The 15,604-nt window shown below is 62.9% G+C and carries 19 protein-coding genes; 10 read left to right on the forward strand and 9 right to left on the reverse strand.

Features of this window, described 5'->3' with window-relative positions; genetic code table 11:
• The first annotated feature begins 7 nt into the window (after positions 1 to 7).
• Positions 8 to 625, forward strand: coding sequence for a 50S ribosomal protein L9 (gene rplI / locus ACKLNI_RS14905; protein ID WP_413719877.1), 618 nt, complete (start codon positions 8 to 10; stop codon positions 623 to 625).
• Positions 626 to 702: 77 nt separating this feature from the next.
• A complete protein-coding gene (locus ACKLNI_RS14910) occupies positions 703 to 1,362 on the forward strand; it encodes an SOS response-associated peptidase (protein ID WP_413719878.1) in 660 nt (219 codons plus the stop codon).
• 135 nt (positions 1,363 to 1,497) lie between these two features.
• Here the strand turns inward: ACKLNI_RS14910 and irrA are convergent, their stop codons facing one another.
• Positions 1,498 to 1,914 (reverse strand): iron response transcriptional regulator IrrA, encoded by a 417-nt coding sequence (irrA, locus tag ACKLNI_RS14915; RefSeq protein WP_413719879.1) that lies wholly within the window; start codon positions 1,912 to 1,914, stop codon positions 1,498 to 1,500.
• Positions 1,915 to 2,088: 174 nt separating this feature from the next.
• Between irrA and fabA the strand changes: the two genes are divergently transcribed.
• Positions 2,089 to 2,598: a bifunctional 3-hydroxydecanoyl-ACP dehydratase/trans-2-decenoyl-ACP isomerase gene (fabA, locus tag ACKLNI_RS14920; RefSeq protein WP_413719880.1), complete on the forward strand. Its 510-nt coding sequence runs from the start codon at positions 2,089 to 2,091 to the stop codon at positions 2,596 to 2,598.
• Positions 2,599 to 2,620: 22 nt separating this feature from the next.
• Here fabA and ACKLNI_RS14925 read toward each other — a convergent pair whose 3' ends face one another.
• Positions 2,621 to 3,223 carry a ferric reductase-like transmembrane domain-containing protein gene (locus ACKLNI_RS14925; RefSeq protein ID WP_413719881.1) on the reverse strand — a complete coding sequence of 201 codons (603 nt, stop codon included), beginning with the start codon at positions 3,221 to 3,223 and terminating at the stop codon, positions 2,621 to 2,623.
• Between the two features lie 9 nt (positions 3,224 to 3,232).
• Positions 3,233 to 3,715, reverse strand: a complete 483-nt coding sequence (locus ACKLNI_RS14930) for a peptidase associated/transthyretin-like domain-containing protein (protein WP_413719882.1) — start codon at positions 3,713 to 3,715, stop codon at positions 3,233 to 3,235.
• A 247-nt stretch (positions 3,716 to 3,962) separates the two neighbouring features.
• On the opposite strand from ACKLNI_RS14930, the gene fabB reads away from it, so the two are divergent.
• The 4 genes from fabB to metG all read left to right on the forward strand — a co-directional run bounded on the left by fabB (position 3,963) and on the right by metG (position 8,898).
• Entirely contained in the window at positions 3,963 to 5,183 is a 1,221-nt protein-coding gene (gene fabB, locus ACKLNI_RS14935) for a beta-ketoacyl-ACP synthase I (RefSeq protein ID WP_413719883.1), read from the forward strand.
• Between the two features lie 4 nt (positions 5,184 to 5,187).
• Positions 5,188 to 5,976, forward strand: coding sequence for an enoyl-ACP reductase FabI (locus ACKLNI_RS14940; RefSeq protein WP_413719884.1), 789 nt, complete (start codon positions 5,188 to 5,190; stop codon positions 5,974 to 5,976).
• 80 nt (positions 5,977 to 6,056) lie between these two features.
• Complete coding sequence (ppk2, locus tag ACKLNI_RS14945; RefSeq protein WP_413719885.1) at positions 6,057 to 6,983, forward strand: polyphosphate kinase 2; 927 nt, start codon at positions 6,057 to 6,059, stop codon at positions 6,981 to 6,983.
• 196 nt (positions 6,984 to 7,179) lie between these two features.
• Entirely contained in the window at positions 7,180 to 8,898 is a 1,719-nt protein-coding gene (gene metG / locus ACKLNI_RS14950) for a methionine--tRNA ligase (protein ID WP_413719886.1), read from the forward strand.
• 12 nt (positions 8,899 to 8,910) lie between these two features.
• Here the strand turns inward: metG and ACKLNI_RS14955 are convergent, their stop codons facing one another.
• Complete coding sequence (locus tag ACKLNI_RS14955) at positions 8,911 to 9,846, reverse strand: carbon-nitrogen hydrolase family protein (RefSeq protein ID WP_413719887.1); 936 nt, start codon at positions 9,844 to 9,846, stop codon at positions 8,911 to 8,913.
• A gap of 270 nt (positions 9,847 to 10,116) precedes the next feature.
• On the opposite strand from ACKLNI_RS14955, the gene ACKLNI_RS14960 reads away from it, so the two are divergent.
• Complete coding sequence (locus tag ACKLNI_RS14960; RefSeq protein WP_413720066.1) at positions 10,117 to 10,512, forward strand: DUF983 domain-containing protein; 396 nt, start codon at positions 10,117 to 10,119, stop codon at positions 10,510 to 10,512.
• A complete protein-coding gene (locus ACKLNI_RS14965) occupies positions 10,493 to 11,182 on the forward strand; it encodes an NUDIX domain-containing protein (protein ID WP_413719888.1) in 690 nt (229 codons plus the stop codon). The genes ACKLNI_RS14960 and ACKLNI_RS14965 overlap by 20 nt, the downstream gene beginning before the upstream one ends.
• 193 nt (positions 11,183 to 11,375) lie before the next feature.
• On the opposite strand, the gene ACKLNI_RS14970 is transcribed toward ACKLNI_RS14965, so the two are convergent.
• Together ACKLNI_RS14970 and ACKLNI_RS14975 are read right to left on the reverse strand one after the other, a co-directional pair.
• Positions 11,376 to 12,263 (reverse strand): DMT family transporter, encoded by an 888-nt coding sequence (locus ACKLNI_RS14970; RefSeq protein WP_413719889.1) that lies wholly within the window; start codon positions 12,261 to 12,263, stop codon positions 11,376 to 11,378.
• 48 nt (positions 12,264 to 12,311) lie between these two features.
• On the reverse strand, positions 12,312 to 13,199 hold the full coding sequence (locus ACKLNI_RS14975; protein WP_413719890.1) for a fatty acid desaturase: 888 nt from the start codon (positions 13,197 to 13,199) through the stop codon (positions 12,312 to 12,314).
• Positions 13,200 to 13,331: 132 nt separating this feature from the next.
• Here ACKLNI_RS14975 and ACKLNI_RS14980 point away from each other — a divergent pair, with 132 nt between their 5' ends.
• Positions 13,332 to 14,180 carry a helix-turn-helix domain-containing protein gene (locus ACKLNI_RS14980; protein WP_413719891.1) on the forward strand — a complete coding sequence of 283 codons (849 nt, stop codon included), beginning with the start codon at positions 13,332 to 13,334 and terminating at the stop codon, positions 14,178 to 14,180.
• Here ACKLNI_RS14980 and ACKLNI_RS14985 read toward each other — a convergent pair.
• Genes ACKLNI_RS14985 through ACKLNI_RS14995 form a run of 3 tightly spaced genes read right to left on the reverse strand, consistent with a single transcriptional unit; the run spans position 14,153 to position 15,538 of the window.
• Positions 14,153 to 14,665, reverse strand: a complete 513-nt coding sequence (locus ACKLNI_RS14985; RefSeq protein WP_413719892.1) for a hypothetical protein — start codon at positions 14,663 to 14,665, stop codon at positions 14,153 to 14,155. The two genes, ACKLNI_RS14980 and ACKLNI_RS14985, sit on opposite strands and share 28 nt — an antisense overlap.
• Positions 14,655 to 15,188, reverse strand: a complete 534-nt coding sequence (locus ACKLNI_RS14990; protein ID WP_413719893.1) for a lipocalin family protein — start codon at positions 15,186 to 15,188, stop codon at positions 14,655 to 14,657. Before ACKLNI_RS14990 ends, ACKLNI_RS14985 begins: the two co-directional genes overlap by 11 nt.
• Positions 15,185 to 15,538, reverse strand: a complete 354-nt coding sequence (locus ACKLNI_RS14995; RefSeq protein ID WP_413719894.1) for a hypothetical protein — start codon at positions 15,536 to 15,538, stop codon at positions 15,185 to 15,187. The genes ACKLNI_RS14990 and ACKLNI_RS14995 overlap by 4 nt, the downstream gene beginning before the upstream one ends.
• Between the last annotated feature and the right edge of the window lie 66 nt (positions 15,539 to 15,604).

Below are 15,604 nucleotides of genomic sequence, written 5' to 3' on the forward strand. Positions count from 1 at the left end.
GAGTGACATGCAAGTAATCCTTCTCGAGCGCGTCGCGAAGCTGGGTCAGATGGGTGACGTCGTCACCGTCAAGGACGGCTATGCGCGCAACTTCCTTCTGCCACAGAAGAAGGCTCTCTGGGCCTCCGAAGCCAACATCGCCGCGTTCCAGGCCGACAAGGCTCAGCTCGAGGCCCGCAACCTCGAGAGCAAGAAAGAGGCCGAGGCGCTGGCCGACAGGCTGAACGGTCAGAAGTTCGTTGTGATTCGCCAGGCGTCCGACGGCGGCTCGCTCTACGGTTCCGTCACCACCCGTGACGCAGCCGACGCAGCCACCGAGGCCGGCTTCTCCATCGACCGCAAGCAGGTCGTGCTGACGGCTCCGATCAAGGAACTGGGCCTGCATACGGTGATCGTGCAGCTGCACCCCGAAGTCGATGCCGAGATCGAGCTGAACGTTGCACGCTCGACCGAGGAAGCCGAACTTCAGGCGCAGGGCATCAACATCGCCGAACAAGCCGCCGAGGAAGAAGCAGCCGCTGATCTGGAGATCGCGGAGCTCTTTGACGAAATCGGCGCTGCGGAGCTCGATGAAATGGACTCGGGCGCAGCTGCTGCCTCGAAGGCCGCCGAAGACGAAGAGTGATTTCGACCGAAATCAAGCGAAAGGCCGCCCCTCGGGGCGGCCTTTTTCGTTGTGCGGGCGGGTGCTAGGATGGCCGCATGTGCGGACGATTTGCCATCACGCTTCCCGACGATGCCATGGCGGCCCTGTTCGACGCCGTGCCGGCGAACGACCTTCCCCATATACCGAACTACAATGTCTGCCCGACAAATCAAATACATGCCGTCACAAGCGACGACGGGCACCGGCGGCTGAGACCGATGCGCTGGGGGTTCATCCCCCACTGGTACAAGACGCCCGCGGACGGCCCTCTTCTGATCAATGCACGCGCCGAGACAATCGCGGAAAAACCCGCGTTCCGAGCGGCATGCCGGGAGCGGCGATGCCTGATCCCGGCGAGCGGCTTTTACGAATGGACCAAGGACGAAGAGGGCAAGCGGCTGCCTTGGTATATCCATCCCGCTGAAGGAAAAATGCTCGCGTTTGCAGGGGTTTGGCAGGTCTGGGACAAGGGCGAGGAGCCGCTGACCACCTGCGCCATCGTCACGACGGATGCCAACAAGGCGATGTCGAAGATCCATCACCGGATGCCAGTCGTTCTGGCCCGTAACGATTGGGCCAAGTGGCTGGGAGAAGAAGGAAAAGGTGCCGCCACCCTGATGCATGCCCCGCCCGAGGATGCGCTGGCGTTTTACCGCGTAGACCCGAGGGTGAACTCGAACCGCGCTTCAGGCCCGGAACTGATCGAGGCGATCTGACCTGCGGAACCCGTGTCGGCGCAGCGTCGGCACAGCGTCGGCAAAACGTATGACAAACTGTTTGGCGGGGCCACGAGCATCCCGCGGAGGAACTCTGACGTTCACTACTGCTGGATTTGCCGCCGGATCCCGGCCTCAGCGTCTCCGCAACCGGATCACGACATCGACCTTGGAGATTTCAGCTCCCTCGGGCGCGTCGGGCAGCCGGGTGATTTCCAGCTGATCCGCAGGCGCATCGGTCAGGCGCGCCTCGTCTTCCCAGAAGAAGTGCGGGTGATCGTCGGTGCGTGTATCGAAGTAGCTCTTCGAGCCGTCGACCATGACTTCCTGCATCAAGCCCGCGTCGCAGAAGGCGCGCAACGTGTTGTACACTGTCGCAAGCGACACCGCCTCACCCGAGGCCTGGCTGGCCGCATGCAGGCTCTCCGCCGTCACGTGGCGATCCTTGCCATCGCCGACCAGCAAAGCGGCCAGCGCAACGCGCTGCCGCGTCGGGCGAAGCCCTGCCTGGCTCAGCCATTCCGAGCCCCGTGCATGTGTCTGATCGATCATATACGCCACGATTGACTTGTTTCATCGCAATATAAAGGGCGGTTTCGCCCGGTTTCAATTGGAAATGGCCGCCAGCGCCGTATTGTCCCATGCCGAACTGCACTTGCGCCACAATCCGCGCCTTTGGTAAGTGTCCATCAACGAAAGAAGCAACGATAACGCAGGGGCGAGCAAATGGCTGACTATCCAAAGAGTTTCGATCGGGACGCGCTTTTGAAATGCGCGCGTGGAGAGCTGTTCGGCCCCGGCAATGCACAGCTTCCCGAGCCGCCCATGCTGATGATGGACCGTATCACGGACATCAGCGACGACGGCGGCGAACACGGCAAAGGCCATGTGGTCGCAGAGTTCGACATCACCCCCGACCTCTGGTTTTTCGAATGCCATTTCCCGGGCAACCCGATCATGCCCGGATGCCTGGGTCTCGACGGGCTCTGGCAGCTCACCGGTTTCAACCTTGGCTGGCGCGGCTGGCCGGGACGCGGCTATGCGCTCGGCGTGGGAGAGGTCAAGCTGACCGGGATGGTCCGGCCCGACCGCAAGATGCTGACCTACTATGTCGACTTCACCAAAGCGATCCAGACCCGTCGCCTGACAATGGGCGTCGCGGACGGACGGGTGGAAGCTGACGGCGAGACGATCTACCAGGTCAAGGACATGAAGGTGGCACTCAGCGAGAGCTGAGCAGGCCAGCGGCGCGACAACGCTACATTCGGCGCCGCCTGAGCATCGACCATGCGCGGCGCCTTGAAACGGCGACCGCATTCGCGGCGACGGCGAGCACGCACAGCGCAAACTTCGACAGGGTCTCCATCGTGCCATCGACCAGCATGGCGTGAAGAACGCTTCCCAGAACAGCGAGGGTCACCAGGCACGTGTGCCCGACGCGCCATGCAACAGGCCCAAGACGCAAGGCGCGTCGCAGCAGGGCCAAAAGCGCCGCCCCAAAAACGGCCCACATCGCCATCACGCCCCAATCCGAAAAAGGCGTTGGAGAGACAAGTAAAAGCGCGTCCACGACATCGGGGGGGCTGGTGACCCAGAGTGCCGCGACGTGGATCACGATCGCGGCGACCAGTGTACTCCCAACCCAAAGATGAACGCGGCGCCCCAAGTCGAGAGGGACGCCAGGAAGCAGACCCGCGGCAAGCAACGGCTGCAGCACCATCATTTGCAGGGCGAGTATTCCAGCGAAACCGGCAGCGATATAGATCGGCTGGCGCCAGGCCAGTAAAGGGCTGCCGGCAGCAAGGACCAGAGGCACAATCAGGGCACACAGAAGTCCCAGCCAAATGGCCGCGCGGCGCAAGCGGAGGCCTCAGGCCGGTTGGAGGACGAAATGCGCCTCCAGCGAGGTGTCCTTCGCGCTGCTCATCACTGGCCGCAGGAATACGGTTTCGAAATCCCCGCTGTCATAGGCGAGGTGCCCATGCGCCTGCCCGAATGCGGGGACGATCTGCGGCATTTCCAGCCGAAACACACCATTCTCATCCGTCAGCGTCGCCCCATGGCTATGAGGATCGCGCTCGTGCCCCTCGGTAGTGTGCGCCCAGATCTGGATTCGCTGCCCGGCGAGGGGTGCTCCGTCGCCAGCGCGGCGAACAGTCCCGCTCATCCAGAAGCCGCCGCCGCCTATGCGCTCGACGATGGGCGCGCCCGGCAGATAGTTGTTCGCCCCACCGCGCATGCTCGAAGTCGGCTTTAGGGCGGCGGCCCGGGCCGGAACACGGCTTCCCAGAAGTCCAGCCATCGCGACGCTTCCGATCACGAACGTCCGGCGGGAAACGAGACGATGGATCATGACAGGCGGCTCCTTTCAGACATTTCCAGTCAGGATAGCACGATCAGTCCGGAATCCGAGGGACCAATCCTCGAAAACCAGCCGGAAGGACCTCAAGGTTGCGTGATCGGCACGTTCGGAAACGGACACATGGATGGGGCGGCCACCAATAATCGATGGCATGCGCTCTGGCTCTGCCTTGCCTATCTGCTTGCCCCGCCTCACCGCCCTGTCCTAGATAGGCAGGAAGCGAAGGAGAGGAGTGCCCATGCGTCGCGTCGTCATCACCGGGATCGGAATCGTCTGTCCCATCGGCAACAACGTCGCCGAAGTCGAGGCCAGCCTGCGCGCCGGTCGTTCCGGCATCAAGTTCCAGCCGGAGTATGCCGAACATGGGTTCCGCAGCCAGATCGCCGGCGTGCCGGAAATCGTGCTGGAGGACAATATCGACAAGCGCCAGCTGCGCTTCATGGGACCGACCGCGGCCTATGCCTTTTTGGCGATGGAGCAGGCCATCGCCGACAGCGGGCTGGAGGAAAAGGACATCTCGAACGAGAAGACCGGCCTTGTCGCAGGCTCGGGCGGTCCGTCGACCTCGAACTTCTTCCTGGCGCATAACACCGTCATCGAAAAGGGCAGCCCAAAGCGCATGGGTCCCTTCATGGTGACGCGCTGCATGTCCTCGACCGTCAGTGCCTGTCTTGCGACGCCGTTCAAGATAAAGGGGATCAACTACTCGATCACCTCGGCCTGTTCGACCACGCTGCATTGCATGGGCAATGGCGTCGAACAGATCCAGATGGGCAAGCAAGACATCGTCTTCGCCGGCGGCGGCGAAGAGGTCGACTGGACGCTGTCCTGCCTCTTCGACGCGATGGGTGCGATGTCGTCCAAGTACAACGACACGCCCACCGAGGCGGCCCGCGCCTTCGATGCGACCCGCGACGGTTTCGTGATCGGCGGGGGCGGCGGAATGGTGGTGCTCGAGGAGCTGGAACACGCCAAGGCGCGCGGCGCCAAGATCTATGCCGAAGTCACGGGCTACGGCGCAACCTCGGACGGCTACGATATGGTGGCGCCCTCGGGCGAGGGCGGCGAGCGGTCGATGCGTCTTGCCGTCAGCACGCTCGGAGACCGCAAGGTCGACTACATCAACGCGCACGGCACATCGACGCCGGTGGGCGACGTAACCGAGGTCGAAGCGGTGCGCCGGGTTCTCGGCGACGATCACGCGCCAATTTCCTCCACCAAGTCGATGACGGGACATTCTCTGGGTGCCGCCGGTGTCCACGAGGCGATCTATTCGCTGATCATGATGGAAAAGGGCTTCATGGCGCCTTCGATCAACGTGCGGACGCTGGACCCGGCGATCCGGCCCGAGGAGATCGTGACCGAAACCACCGAAAAAGAGCTCGATACGGTCCTTTCCAACAGCTTCGGCTTCGGAGGCACCAACGCCACCGTCGCCATGAGCAAGTATCACGGGTGACGCCATGCCGGGACTGATGGACGGAAAACGCGGACTGGTGATGGGGGTGGCGAATGACCACTCAATCGCATGGGGCATCGCAAAGGCACTTCATGCCGAGGGCGCGGAACTGGCGTTCTCGTACCAGGGCGAGGCATTCGGCAAGCGGGTTGAACCGCTGGCGGAGAGCCTCGGCTCTAATATCATGGTGGACGTGGACGTGACTGACGACGCCTCTCTGGATGCTGCGTTCGCGCACTTGGGCGAGGCATGGGGCACCATGGATTTCCTGATCCACGCCATCGCGTACTCGGACAAGAACGAGCTGACCGGCCGCTTCATCAACACCACGCGCGAGAATTTCCGCAACTCGCTGACGATCTCCTGCTATTCGCTGATCGACGTGGCCCGCCGCGCGCGCCCCTTGATGAAAAACGGCGGTTCCATCGTCACCCTGTCCTACCTCGGCTCGCAGCGCGTCACGCCCTATTACAACGTGATGGGCGTTGCCAAGGCAGCGTTGGAATCGTCGGTTCGCTACCTAGCCAACGACCTGGGCCCGGAAGGCATCCGCGTGAACGCCATCAGCCCCGGCCCGATGCGCACGCTCGCCGGCGCCGCGATCGGCGGAGCCCGGAAGACCTTCAAGACGACCGAAATGAACGCCCCCCTGCGCGCCAACGCATCGCTCGAAGCAATCGGCGGAACGGCGGTCTATCTCTGCTCGGATCAGGGCATTTCGACCACGGGCGCGAACATCCCCGTCGATGGCGGCTACCACGTGATGGGCATGAACCAGCCCGAAAACCTGTGATCATGCGTTTTTGATCGGCGTCAAGGTGCGGTGATACAAGATGCGATACCATTCAACGCGAGACACACAGGAGCGTGCGAATGGACGGACAGGTCACCGAAGTTAAAAAGGCGCCCACCGGCAAGGCCAAGGCTTCCACACCAAAGGCCGAGAAAACGGAACTGCCACCGGTTTTCGATAACGAGAGCTATCCCTATCCGGATAGGCTCGACCGCAAGACCTACGAAGACGAAAAGGCCCAGCTTCAGGCGGAATTGCTGAAGGTTCAGCTTTGGGCGCAGGAAACCGGCCAGAAATTCGTGCTGCTGTTCGAAGGCCGCGACGCCGCCGGCAAGGGCGGCACCATCAAGCGGTTCACCGAACACCTGAACCCCCGTCAGGCCCGTGTCGTCGCGCTGAACAAACCGACGCAGGAAGAACAGGGTCAGTGGTATTTCCAGCGTTATATCAGAGAGTTGCCCACGAAAGGCGAAATGGTCTTTTATGACCGCTCCTGGTACAACCGCGCCGGTGTCGAGCGGGTCATGGGCTTTTGCGAACCCGCCGACTACCTGGAATTCATGCGGCAGACCCCCGAGCTTGAACGGATGCTCGTGCGGTCGGGAATCCGGATGTACAAGTACTGGTTCTCCGTGACGCGCGGAGAACAGCGCAACCGGTTCAAATCGCGCGAGTCCGACCCGCTGAAGCGCTGGAAGCTGTCGCCGATCGACCTGGCGAGCCTCGACAAATGGGATGATTATACCGAGGCAAAGGAGGCGATGCTGTTCTATACCGACACCGCCGACGCCCCCTGGACGATCATCAAGTCCGACGACAAGAAGCGCGCACGGCTGAATTGCATGCGGCATTTCCTGTCGACACTGGATTATCCCGGCAAGGATCCTACGATCGCCATTCCGCCGGATCCGAGAATCGTCGGACGCGCCGACCATGTGCTGCACAAGACAGACCATATCCTGGCCACCGCGTTGCATCCGGACACCCGGAAGACCGGAAAATCCTGATCCCCGGGCCGGGGGCTCTGCCCCCGGACCCCCGAAGTATTTCGGCCAAGAGGAAGAACAATTCGAGTTGAATTGCTCTCGTCCCCTTCAGGGTTCGCCGCTTTGGCGGCGGCCGGGGCACCACCCCATTGCAGGGGGTGACGCCACGCGCCGGGCGGGGTAAGAGACGCGCCGGAAGACACAGGATACCCCGAACATGGCGCGCATTCTCATCACCTCGGCGATCCCCTACATCAACGGGATCAAACACCTGGGCAATCTCGTCGGCAGCCAGCTGCCCGCCGATCTTTACGCACGCTACATGCGCGCGCGGGGCCACGAGGTTCTGTTCCTTTGCGCCACGGATGAGCATGGCACGCCCGCGGAACTGGCGGCGGCCAAGGCCGGGAAACCGGTCGCGGAATACTGCGCCGAGATGCACGAGGTGCAGCAGGAGCTGTCGGATGGCTTCCGCCTCTCCTTCGACAAGTTCGGGCGCTCCTCGAGCCCCCAGAACCACGCGCTGACACAGCACCTGGCCGGCAAGCTGGCCGAGAACGGGCTGATCGAGGAAGTCACCGAGAAGCAGGTCTATTCCCATGCCGACGGCCGGTTTCTGCCCGACCGCTACATCGAGGGCACTTGCCCCAACTGCGGGTACGACAAGGCGCGCGGCGACCAGTGCGAGAACTGCACCAAGCAGCTCGACCCGACCGACCTGATCGAACCGCGCTCCGCGATTTCGGGCTCGACCGATCTCGAGGTGCGCGAGACCAAGCACCTCTACCTGAAACAGCGGTCATTGCGCGGCGAATTGTCGGACTGGATCGATTCGAAAACCGACTGGCCCGTTCTGACCACCTCCATCGCCAGGAAATGGCTGAACGACGGCGACGGCTTGCAGGACCGGGGCATCACGCGGGATCTCGACTGGGGCATCCCGGTGAAGAAGGGCGAGGACGACTGGCCCGGTATGGAAGGCAAGGTCTTCTATGTCTGGTTTGACGCCCCCATCGAGTACATCGCCTGCGCCAAGGAGTGGTCCGACGCGCGTGGCGCGCCGGATGCCGAGTGGGAGCGCTGGTGGCGTACCGACAAGGGCGCGGAAGACGTGCGCTACGTCCAGTTCATGGGCAAGGACAACGTGCCCTTCCACACTTTGTCGTTCCCCGCGACCATAATCGGGTCGGGTGAGCCGTGGAAGCTCGTCGATTACATAAAGTCCTTCAACTACCTGAACTACGACGGCGGCCAGTTTTCGACCAGCCAGGGCCGCGGCGTCTTCATGGACCAGGCACTGGAGATCCTGCCCGCTGACTACTGGCGCTGGTGGCTTCTGAGCCACGCGCCAGAAAACTCCGACAGCGAGTTCACCTGGGAGAACTTCCAGGCGTCCGTGAACAAGGACCTCGCGGATGTGCTGGGCAATTTCGTCTCCCGCGTCACCAAGTTCTGCCGCTCGAAGTTTGGCGAGGAACTGCCGTCCGGTGGCGCATGGGGCCCCGAGGAAGAAGCCTTGATCGCGAGGCTCTCGGAAGGGCTGGCCGCCTATGAGGCCCAGATGGAAGCGATCGAGGTCAGGAAGGCATCCGCCGAACTGCGCGCGCTTTGGGTCGCGGGGAACGAATACCTGCAGACCGCCGCGCCGTGGTCTGTCTTCAAGGAAGACCCTGACCGGGCGGCGGCGCAGATCCGTCTCGCGCTCAATCTGATCCGAGTCTACGCGGTGATCTCGGCCCCGTTCATTCCGGATGCGGCGGCGCGGATGCTGTCCTCGATGAACACGCTGGACACCGAATGGCCGGGTGACATGGCCGCTGCGCTGTCCGCGCTGCCGGCGGGGCATGAATTCAGCGTTCCGGACGTACTCTTCCGCAAGATCAGCGACGAAGAGCGGGAAGAGTGGCAGACGAAGTTCTCCGGCGTGCGCACGTAAAACGGGCGGCGTCTACTCCTCGAACACCACCGGGGTCTGCGGCTTGCGGTTCACGTTCAGACGAAAGACGTCGGGACGCGCATAATGCCCGCAGACGTCGAATTTGCGGCGCGAAGCGCGCGCCGCATCGACGTCGATATCCGTGATCAGCAGGCCCTTTTCCCTGTGCATCGGCCCTGCCTGCACGCCCCCGAACGGCCGGTAGACGACGGCGTCGCCGGCATTGATCCATTCGTCCGCGTTCGGGAACAACTCGTCCCGGTAGGGCAAAGTCTCGGGAATATCCGCTGCTTCGATCGCGGTGGCGCAGCCAATGACCCAGCATCCGCCCTCGCGGGCGATATGCTGCATCGTCGCCAGCCAGGTCTGGCCGCTGTCCCAGGTCGGGGCGGTATAGATGTCGATGTTCTGGGCGTAGAGCGCGGCGCGGGCCAGCGGCATGTAGTTTTCCCAGCAGATGAGCGACCCGATCCTGCCCACCGCCGTGTCCACGACGTTCAGGGTCGAGCCGTCGCCGAAGCCCCACACCATGCGCTCGGGATTGGTCGGCATGAGTTTCCGATGATTGTTCAGCAGCGTGCCATCCGCGTCGATGATTGCGGCACTGTTGTAAAGCGTGCTGCCGCTCACCGTACCGTCAAGTTCCTGGTGGCCCAGAACGATGACGACACCATGCTCTCGTGCCGCCTCTTTGACTGGGGCAAGGTCATCCTTTGCGAGATTGACCGAGTTCGCCTGCGCAAGGGCGAAGAGTTCGTCCGTCTTGGTCATTCCCGCTCCGGGCGGTAGCCGCCACACGAAGGTCGGATAGCCTGGCAGCCAGGTCTCGGGAAAGACGATAAGACTGCAACCTCCGCCTGCTGCCTCGCCAATCAGCTCCACGGCACGTTCGATGGATTTCGCCTTGTCCAGATAGACAGGCGGCTGCTGCACGACCGCAACTTTCATTGGCTCCCCTCCCTGACCGATAAGGAAGACTACCCTCTTCCGGAAAAAATGCAAAATTTGGCATTGATTGAGCCTTGGGGTTCCCAGCGAACCGTGCCGCACCGCGGGGTTCCAGGAGTGCGCGAGCGGACCTTGGCCAAGGCACCGCGACATCCCGACGCAAGGACATTCCGCCCCGTATTCATTCGCACTAACTCTGGTCAGAGTGCCCGCATGAATGAGTTGCACACCATGTTCGATCAAGACCCGGATCCGGCGCTGCAAGGCGCAATGGCTGCCGATGCCAATGCCGAAGATCATCCCGAGCGCCCTGTGCGCCCGGCGCTTTGGCGCGGCTGGAAGCGGCGCTGCCCGAACTGTGGGCAGGGACCGATGATGAAATCCTATCTCAAGGTCCGCGAGACCTGCCCGGTCTGCGATCAGGAACTGGGGGCACATCACCGGGCCGATGACGGCCCGGCCTATCTGACGATCCTGATCGTCGGACATATCATGGCCCCGGCGATCATCTGGGCCTTCACCACGTTCCGTCCGGAACCGATGGTGCTGGCATCGACATTCACGGTTGGCTGTGTGGCGCTGTCGCTTTACCTTCTGCCGCGGTTCAAGGGCGCCATAGTGGGCCTGCAATGGGCCAAGCGGATGCATGGCTTTGCAACGGTCTGACGCCGGCTCTGCGCCGGTACCTGTCCGGGACGCGGCAACACTGATCCTTGTGCGCGACGCCGATCGCAATCCTTCGGTCCTGATGGGCCAGCGCGGCAATACGGCCGCGTTCATGCCCGACAAGTACGTCTTCCCCGGAGGCGCAGTCGACGCAGCGGATGCAGCCGTCGAATTCCCGGAACTGCTGAGCGAGCCCTGCCGCGGCCGTCTCGCGGCGCGAAACACAGGCGCTTCGCCGGATGCGCTTGCCGCCGCCGCAATCCGCGAACTCTGGGAAGAAACCGGCCTGCGCCTTGGCCGCCCCGGGTCCTGGAAAGCCCCCGAGGCATGGCGCGGTTTTTCCGAGGACGGGCTTGCGCCTGACGCCTCGGCGCTTCGGTTCTTCTTTCGGGCGGTCACACCACCCGGCCGCCCCCGCCGCTTCGACGCCCGGTTCTTCCTCGCTGATGCCTCGACCCTTGCCGATGATCCGGATGATTTCTCGGGAGCCGAGGACGAACTCTCGCACCTGCACTGGGTGCCGCTGGAGGAGGTGCGTGCCCTGAACCTGCCCTTCATCACTCGGATCGTGCTGGGCGAGTTGCAGGCGCATCTGCCCAGCCTGGGCGCTCCGAAGGGAGTGCCCTTCGTCACAAACGACGTTGTCGACAACGCGGTTATCTGGCTCTGAGGCACGACTTTCGCCGTTGGTTCAGAGTGAACCGTGCTCATGAAACGAGGCCGCTCACTGTCAGCGCGCCCGGAATCCTCCGCCGAACCCAGTTTTTTGCCGGAAATTAACGCCCCGCATCGTAAGTTAGGGGTGGGAGGACGGGGGTACAGCGGGCACGGGGCATTCGTCTCAAACTGTCCGGACCTGTCCCCTATCCGAGGATGGTGACGCCCAGGATCGAGGCGGTCAGGATTCCCATCCCGGTGATCTCGCGGCGCGTGATCGTTTCGCGGAACCAAAGCCAACCGACCAGAAGTGAGAAGATCAGCTCGATCTGACCAACGGCGAAGACATAGGCCGCGTTCGCGAGTGAAAACGCGGCGAACCAGCCCCAGCTTCCCACCAGCGAAAAGACTCCCACCAGCGCCGCCTGCCGCCACGCGCGCATCGTAGCGCCGATCTGTCCCGGCTCACGAACCCACAGCCATGCGCCCAGCGCCAGGGTCTGCCAACATGTCACCACGGCCAAAGTGGCTCCTCCGGTCAGGATGGGATCCTCGGTCGGCAACTCCAGTGTCGCTCCCCGATAGAAGACAGCCGAAAGCGCGAAAAAGACGCCAGACAACAGACCGATCGCCGAGGCGCGGTTCAGAACGCTGCCGCCGTCGGGCGGGTCGGAGAGCAGAAGAACCCCGAGAAAGCCGGCAGCGATGGCGCAGGCTCCCCAAAGACTGACCAGATCACCCAGAATCACCAGGCCTGCAAGGGCCGTCAGCATGACCTCGGTTTTCTTGAACGTGATGCCCACTGCGAAGGCTCGCATCCTGAACAGCGAGACGGTGCAGATGGTGGCCAGAATCTGCGTGACCCCACCCAGAAGCGCGTAGACCCAGAAGGCGCCCGTGGGTGCCGGCAGGCTCTGCCCTGTGGTGCGCGCATAGGCAAACGCCAACCCCGCCACCAACGGCGCCGAGTACATGAAGCGGGCCCAAGTGGCGCCGGCGGCGCTCAGCTTTCCACCGGCCAGCACTTTCTGAAGCGCGAAGCGGACAGTCTGCGCCGCGGCGGCAACGATAGCGAAGAGAACCCAGGATTCCATTCCCGCATCTGCCGTGCGGAGCCGCAGGGATGCAAGCCGGGAATGTAGTTACGGCCTACGACGCCAAAGCGGGTGCGGCACGGGGTCCTTCTGGCTCAGGAAATAGCGACGAAAGACTTCAGCGTAGGATCGGAAGACATAGCCTTCGTTTACCCGGCGATAGCGCACCGCGTTTTCCCGGTACAGCGCGGGCAACCGATACCATGGCACACGCGGATGCATGTGGTGCACGACATGGAGGTTGTTGTTCAGGAACAAGAGAGCCAGCGGTCCCCGGTCCTCGATGATCACCGATCTCGCACGCGCCTGTTCGTGGGCCTGGTGCTCCAGGAATGTCCGGATTCGCAACAGGGCGAGTGCAAGATAAACCGCCAGCGCATAGGCCCAGAACGGCATCGGAGACCAGAGGACCCAGACAATGACCGGCAGCACCATCGGCGCGTGCCAAAGCCAGCCGCGCAGCACGCGGGCGTCGCTTTGGGCCGTCCGAACCTCGGACATCAGGAAGACAAGCGTCCCGATCACAGGTCCAAGAACCATGCGCCCGGCCAACGTGTTGTTCAGGTTCAGAAGACGCTGGCCCCAGGCCGGCAGCCTCTCCCAGGCGCCCGCGTCCAGGTAGTTCGACTCGGGGTCGTCGTACGGGTCGGTCAGCCGGCTGTCCTGGTGATGCGCCAGATGAGTGTCACGAAACCGGAGATAAGGGATGACCAGAATCAGCGCAGGGAAGACCAGCGCCGCGTTCAGCCGGGGATCGCGGAACGGATGTCCATGCATCATCTCGTGCTGCAGCGAGGAATGCTGTGCGATGGCCAGTGCCGCCACAACCACGGCAAGAGGCATCGAGACGGTGGCCAGCCAGACTGTCGCCGCGGCCCAGACCGCGTAGGTCATTAGAAGAAAGGCCAGTGTCGGCCACTCGAAGGAATGTCGCATCCGTGGATGTCCCTGCCCGGCCTGATCTTGTTTTCCGGAACGAGGCGATCTTGGCGCTTGCCAGAAAGATAGAGAATTCTGTATGTAATCAATATTAATCCATCAATCGTGAATTTTTTAAACATCTGCTGAATGGACAAACGAAACCGCGCCCTTCTCTTTCGTCACCGCCTGCAAACCGTCATGCAGGAACGCGAGGTGACACGCTCTGCCCTTGCGCGCGCCGTGGGCGTGGATCGCTCGACGGTCTCGCAGCTTCTCGGCCTCGACACGGCGCGCCTGCCGAACGCGCAGGTCGTCGCGGAATGCGCGGCCGCTCTCGGCGTTTCCGCGGACTGGCTTCTTGGCCTGACCGACCTCCCTGAACGGGCCGCCGATCTCCTGGCGGCCTCGATGGTCGTCTCCGAAGCGCCACGCGCGCCGGTCGATGAACAGATCCTCGCCTGGCATACCGAAGCGGCGGGCTACAAGATCCGGCATGTCCCGGCCACCCTTCCCGACATGCTGAAGACCGAGGAGATGCTGCACTGGGAATACGAACCGCATCTCGGACGCACGACGGATCAGGCCATCGGCGCCAGCCATGACCGGCTGAACTGGATGCGCCAGTCGCTTTCGGATTTCGAAGTCGCGATGCCGCTCTTCGAGGTCGAGTCGCTGGTGAACCGGTCAGGCTATTACCGGGGGCTCGATCCGGGGATAAGGGACCGCCAGGTCGCGCATCTCATCGCGCTTCACAAGCAGCTTTACCCGTCGCTGCGGATCTTTCTCTACGACGCACGCAGGGTCTGGTCAGCGCCCCTGACGATATTCGGGCCCCTGGTCGGAGTTCTCTACCTTGGTCAGCATTACCTCGCCTTCCGCGAGAAAGAGCGCGTGCGGGCCCTGACCGCACATTTCGACGGGCTGGTGCGCGAGGCCTACATCTCGGCACGGGCCTGGCCCGACCATCTTCAGGCGCTCTTCGACTCTCGCGACTGAAGCACGCCCGAAGCGCTGCCCTCGGGCGGCAGGTCGGCCGGGCAAACCTCGGACAAGACCGCCAGCGCCGCGACTTTCAGATCGGGCTGATTCCTGGAAGTGAGGTTCAGTTCGACCCCACCGGCAGGCGCGTGCGTGATCAGCACCACCTGGGCGGGACGGATCGCGCAGCCCTGTACCGCATCCACATCGTGCAGCCGCGAGGTGACTGCGATCACAGCGGCATCCGCCGCTTCGGCCTGCGCGCGCTGGATGATCTTCTGCATCAGTTCCAGACGGTCGGGCACGCAGCAGATCACCCAGTCCGCATAGGCAACCGTCGATGAGATCGTCTGCTCGCGACGCCAGCCGCGGCTGCCCGTTGGCAAGCCCATAGCGGAAGGATCAGGATCGAAACCCGAAACCCGCCATCCCGCATCGCGGAACATCCCGGCCCAGGCGCGTCCTCTTTCGCCAAGACCCAAAATAGCCGCCTTACTGCTCATTCGCCCCCCTCTGTGCCGTTCTTTGAAGACGGCTCAAATCATATCCATTGAAATCAAGTACCGACAGCGCCGCGCGATACCGATCATCCGGTATCTGCGGGTCCCGGTTCAAAATCCACCCGGCCCGCCCACTGGGCACGCCCACGACCGCGGTGCGATAGCCTTCATCGACCCAAAGCACCCAATAGTCGGCCGCGAACGGCATGCCCCCAAGCTTGACCTTCAACCGTCCCGGCCCGACAATTTCGGCCGTTCCCTCGATCGAAGTCGGTGCCCCGTCCCTGATGCAGAAATTGCGGACCGAAAGCACTCCCGGCGAAAGCGCACCATAGGTGGCGCGCGTGTCGGTGCATCCCTCCTGGAAAGGCACCGGAAAACTGGCGACCTCGTACCAGACGCCCGCATAACGGGCGGGATCGAACACCGCCATCGACGTCATGTCCACACTACGGTCGCGGTAGCTTGGAAAGGCGGCGCAGCCAGCCAGAGCCAGCAGCACCAGGGTTGCGAGAAGCGCTCTCATTCGATGCACAGGGTCTGCTGGACCCCGCTGCTGGACAGAACTTCATGGCATCCGAAAAACGGCTCGATCGGGCTGCAGGTCCGCGACCGGGCAAGGCAAAGCCCCTGGCAATCGGTTTCTGCGCTGCACAGTTTGCCGGCATCCGAGAGATTGCGGAAACAGGCATAGCCGGCCTTTCCGGGGGTCAGCGCCCAACGTCCACCGCTGCGTTCGCAGTCAGTCTGCGCTGCACTCAGGAGATTCGGGACAGGTTCATTGATCTCGGACGACTTCGGACCGTCTTCCTGGCATGCAGAAAGCAAGATAATACAGCCGATAACTGTCAAACCGCGACGGATCGCGTCCATCAATGCCTCCCCAGGCAGCCCTCCGAGGCAAACCCTAGGGGGCCGAAATGCGTCCGGCAACTGATCAGC

Origin of the sequence: Silicimonas lutimaris (genome assembly GCF_047314965.1) — a bacterium.
Taxonomy (GTDB): domain Bacteria; phylum Pseudomonadota; class Alphaproteobacteria; order Rhodobacterales; family Rhodobacteraceae; genus JAVJUV01.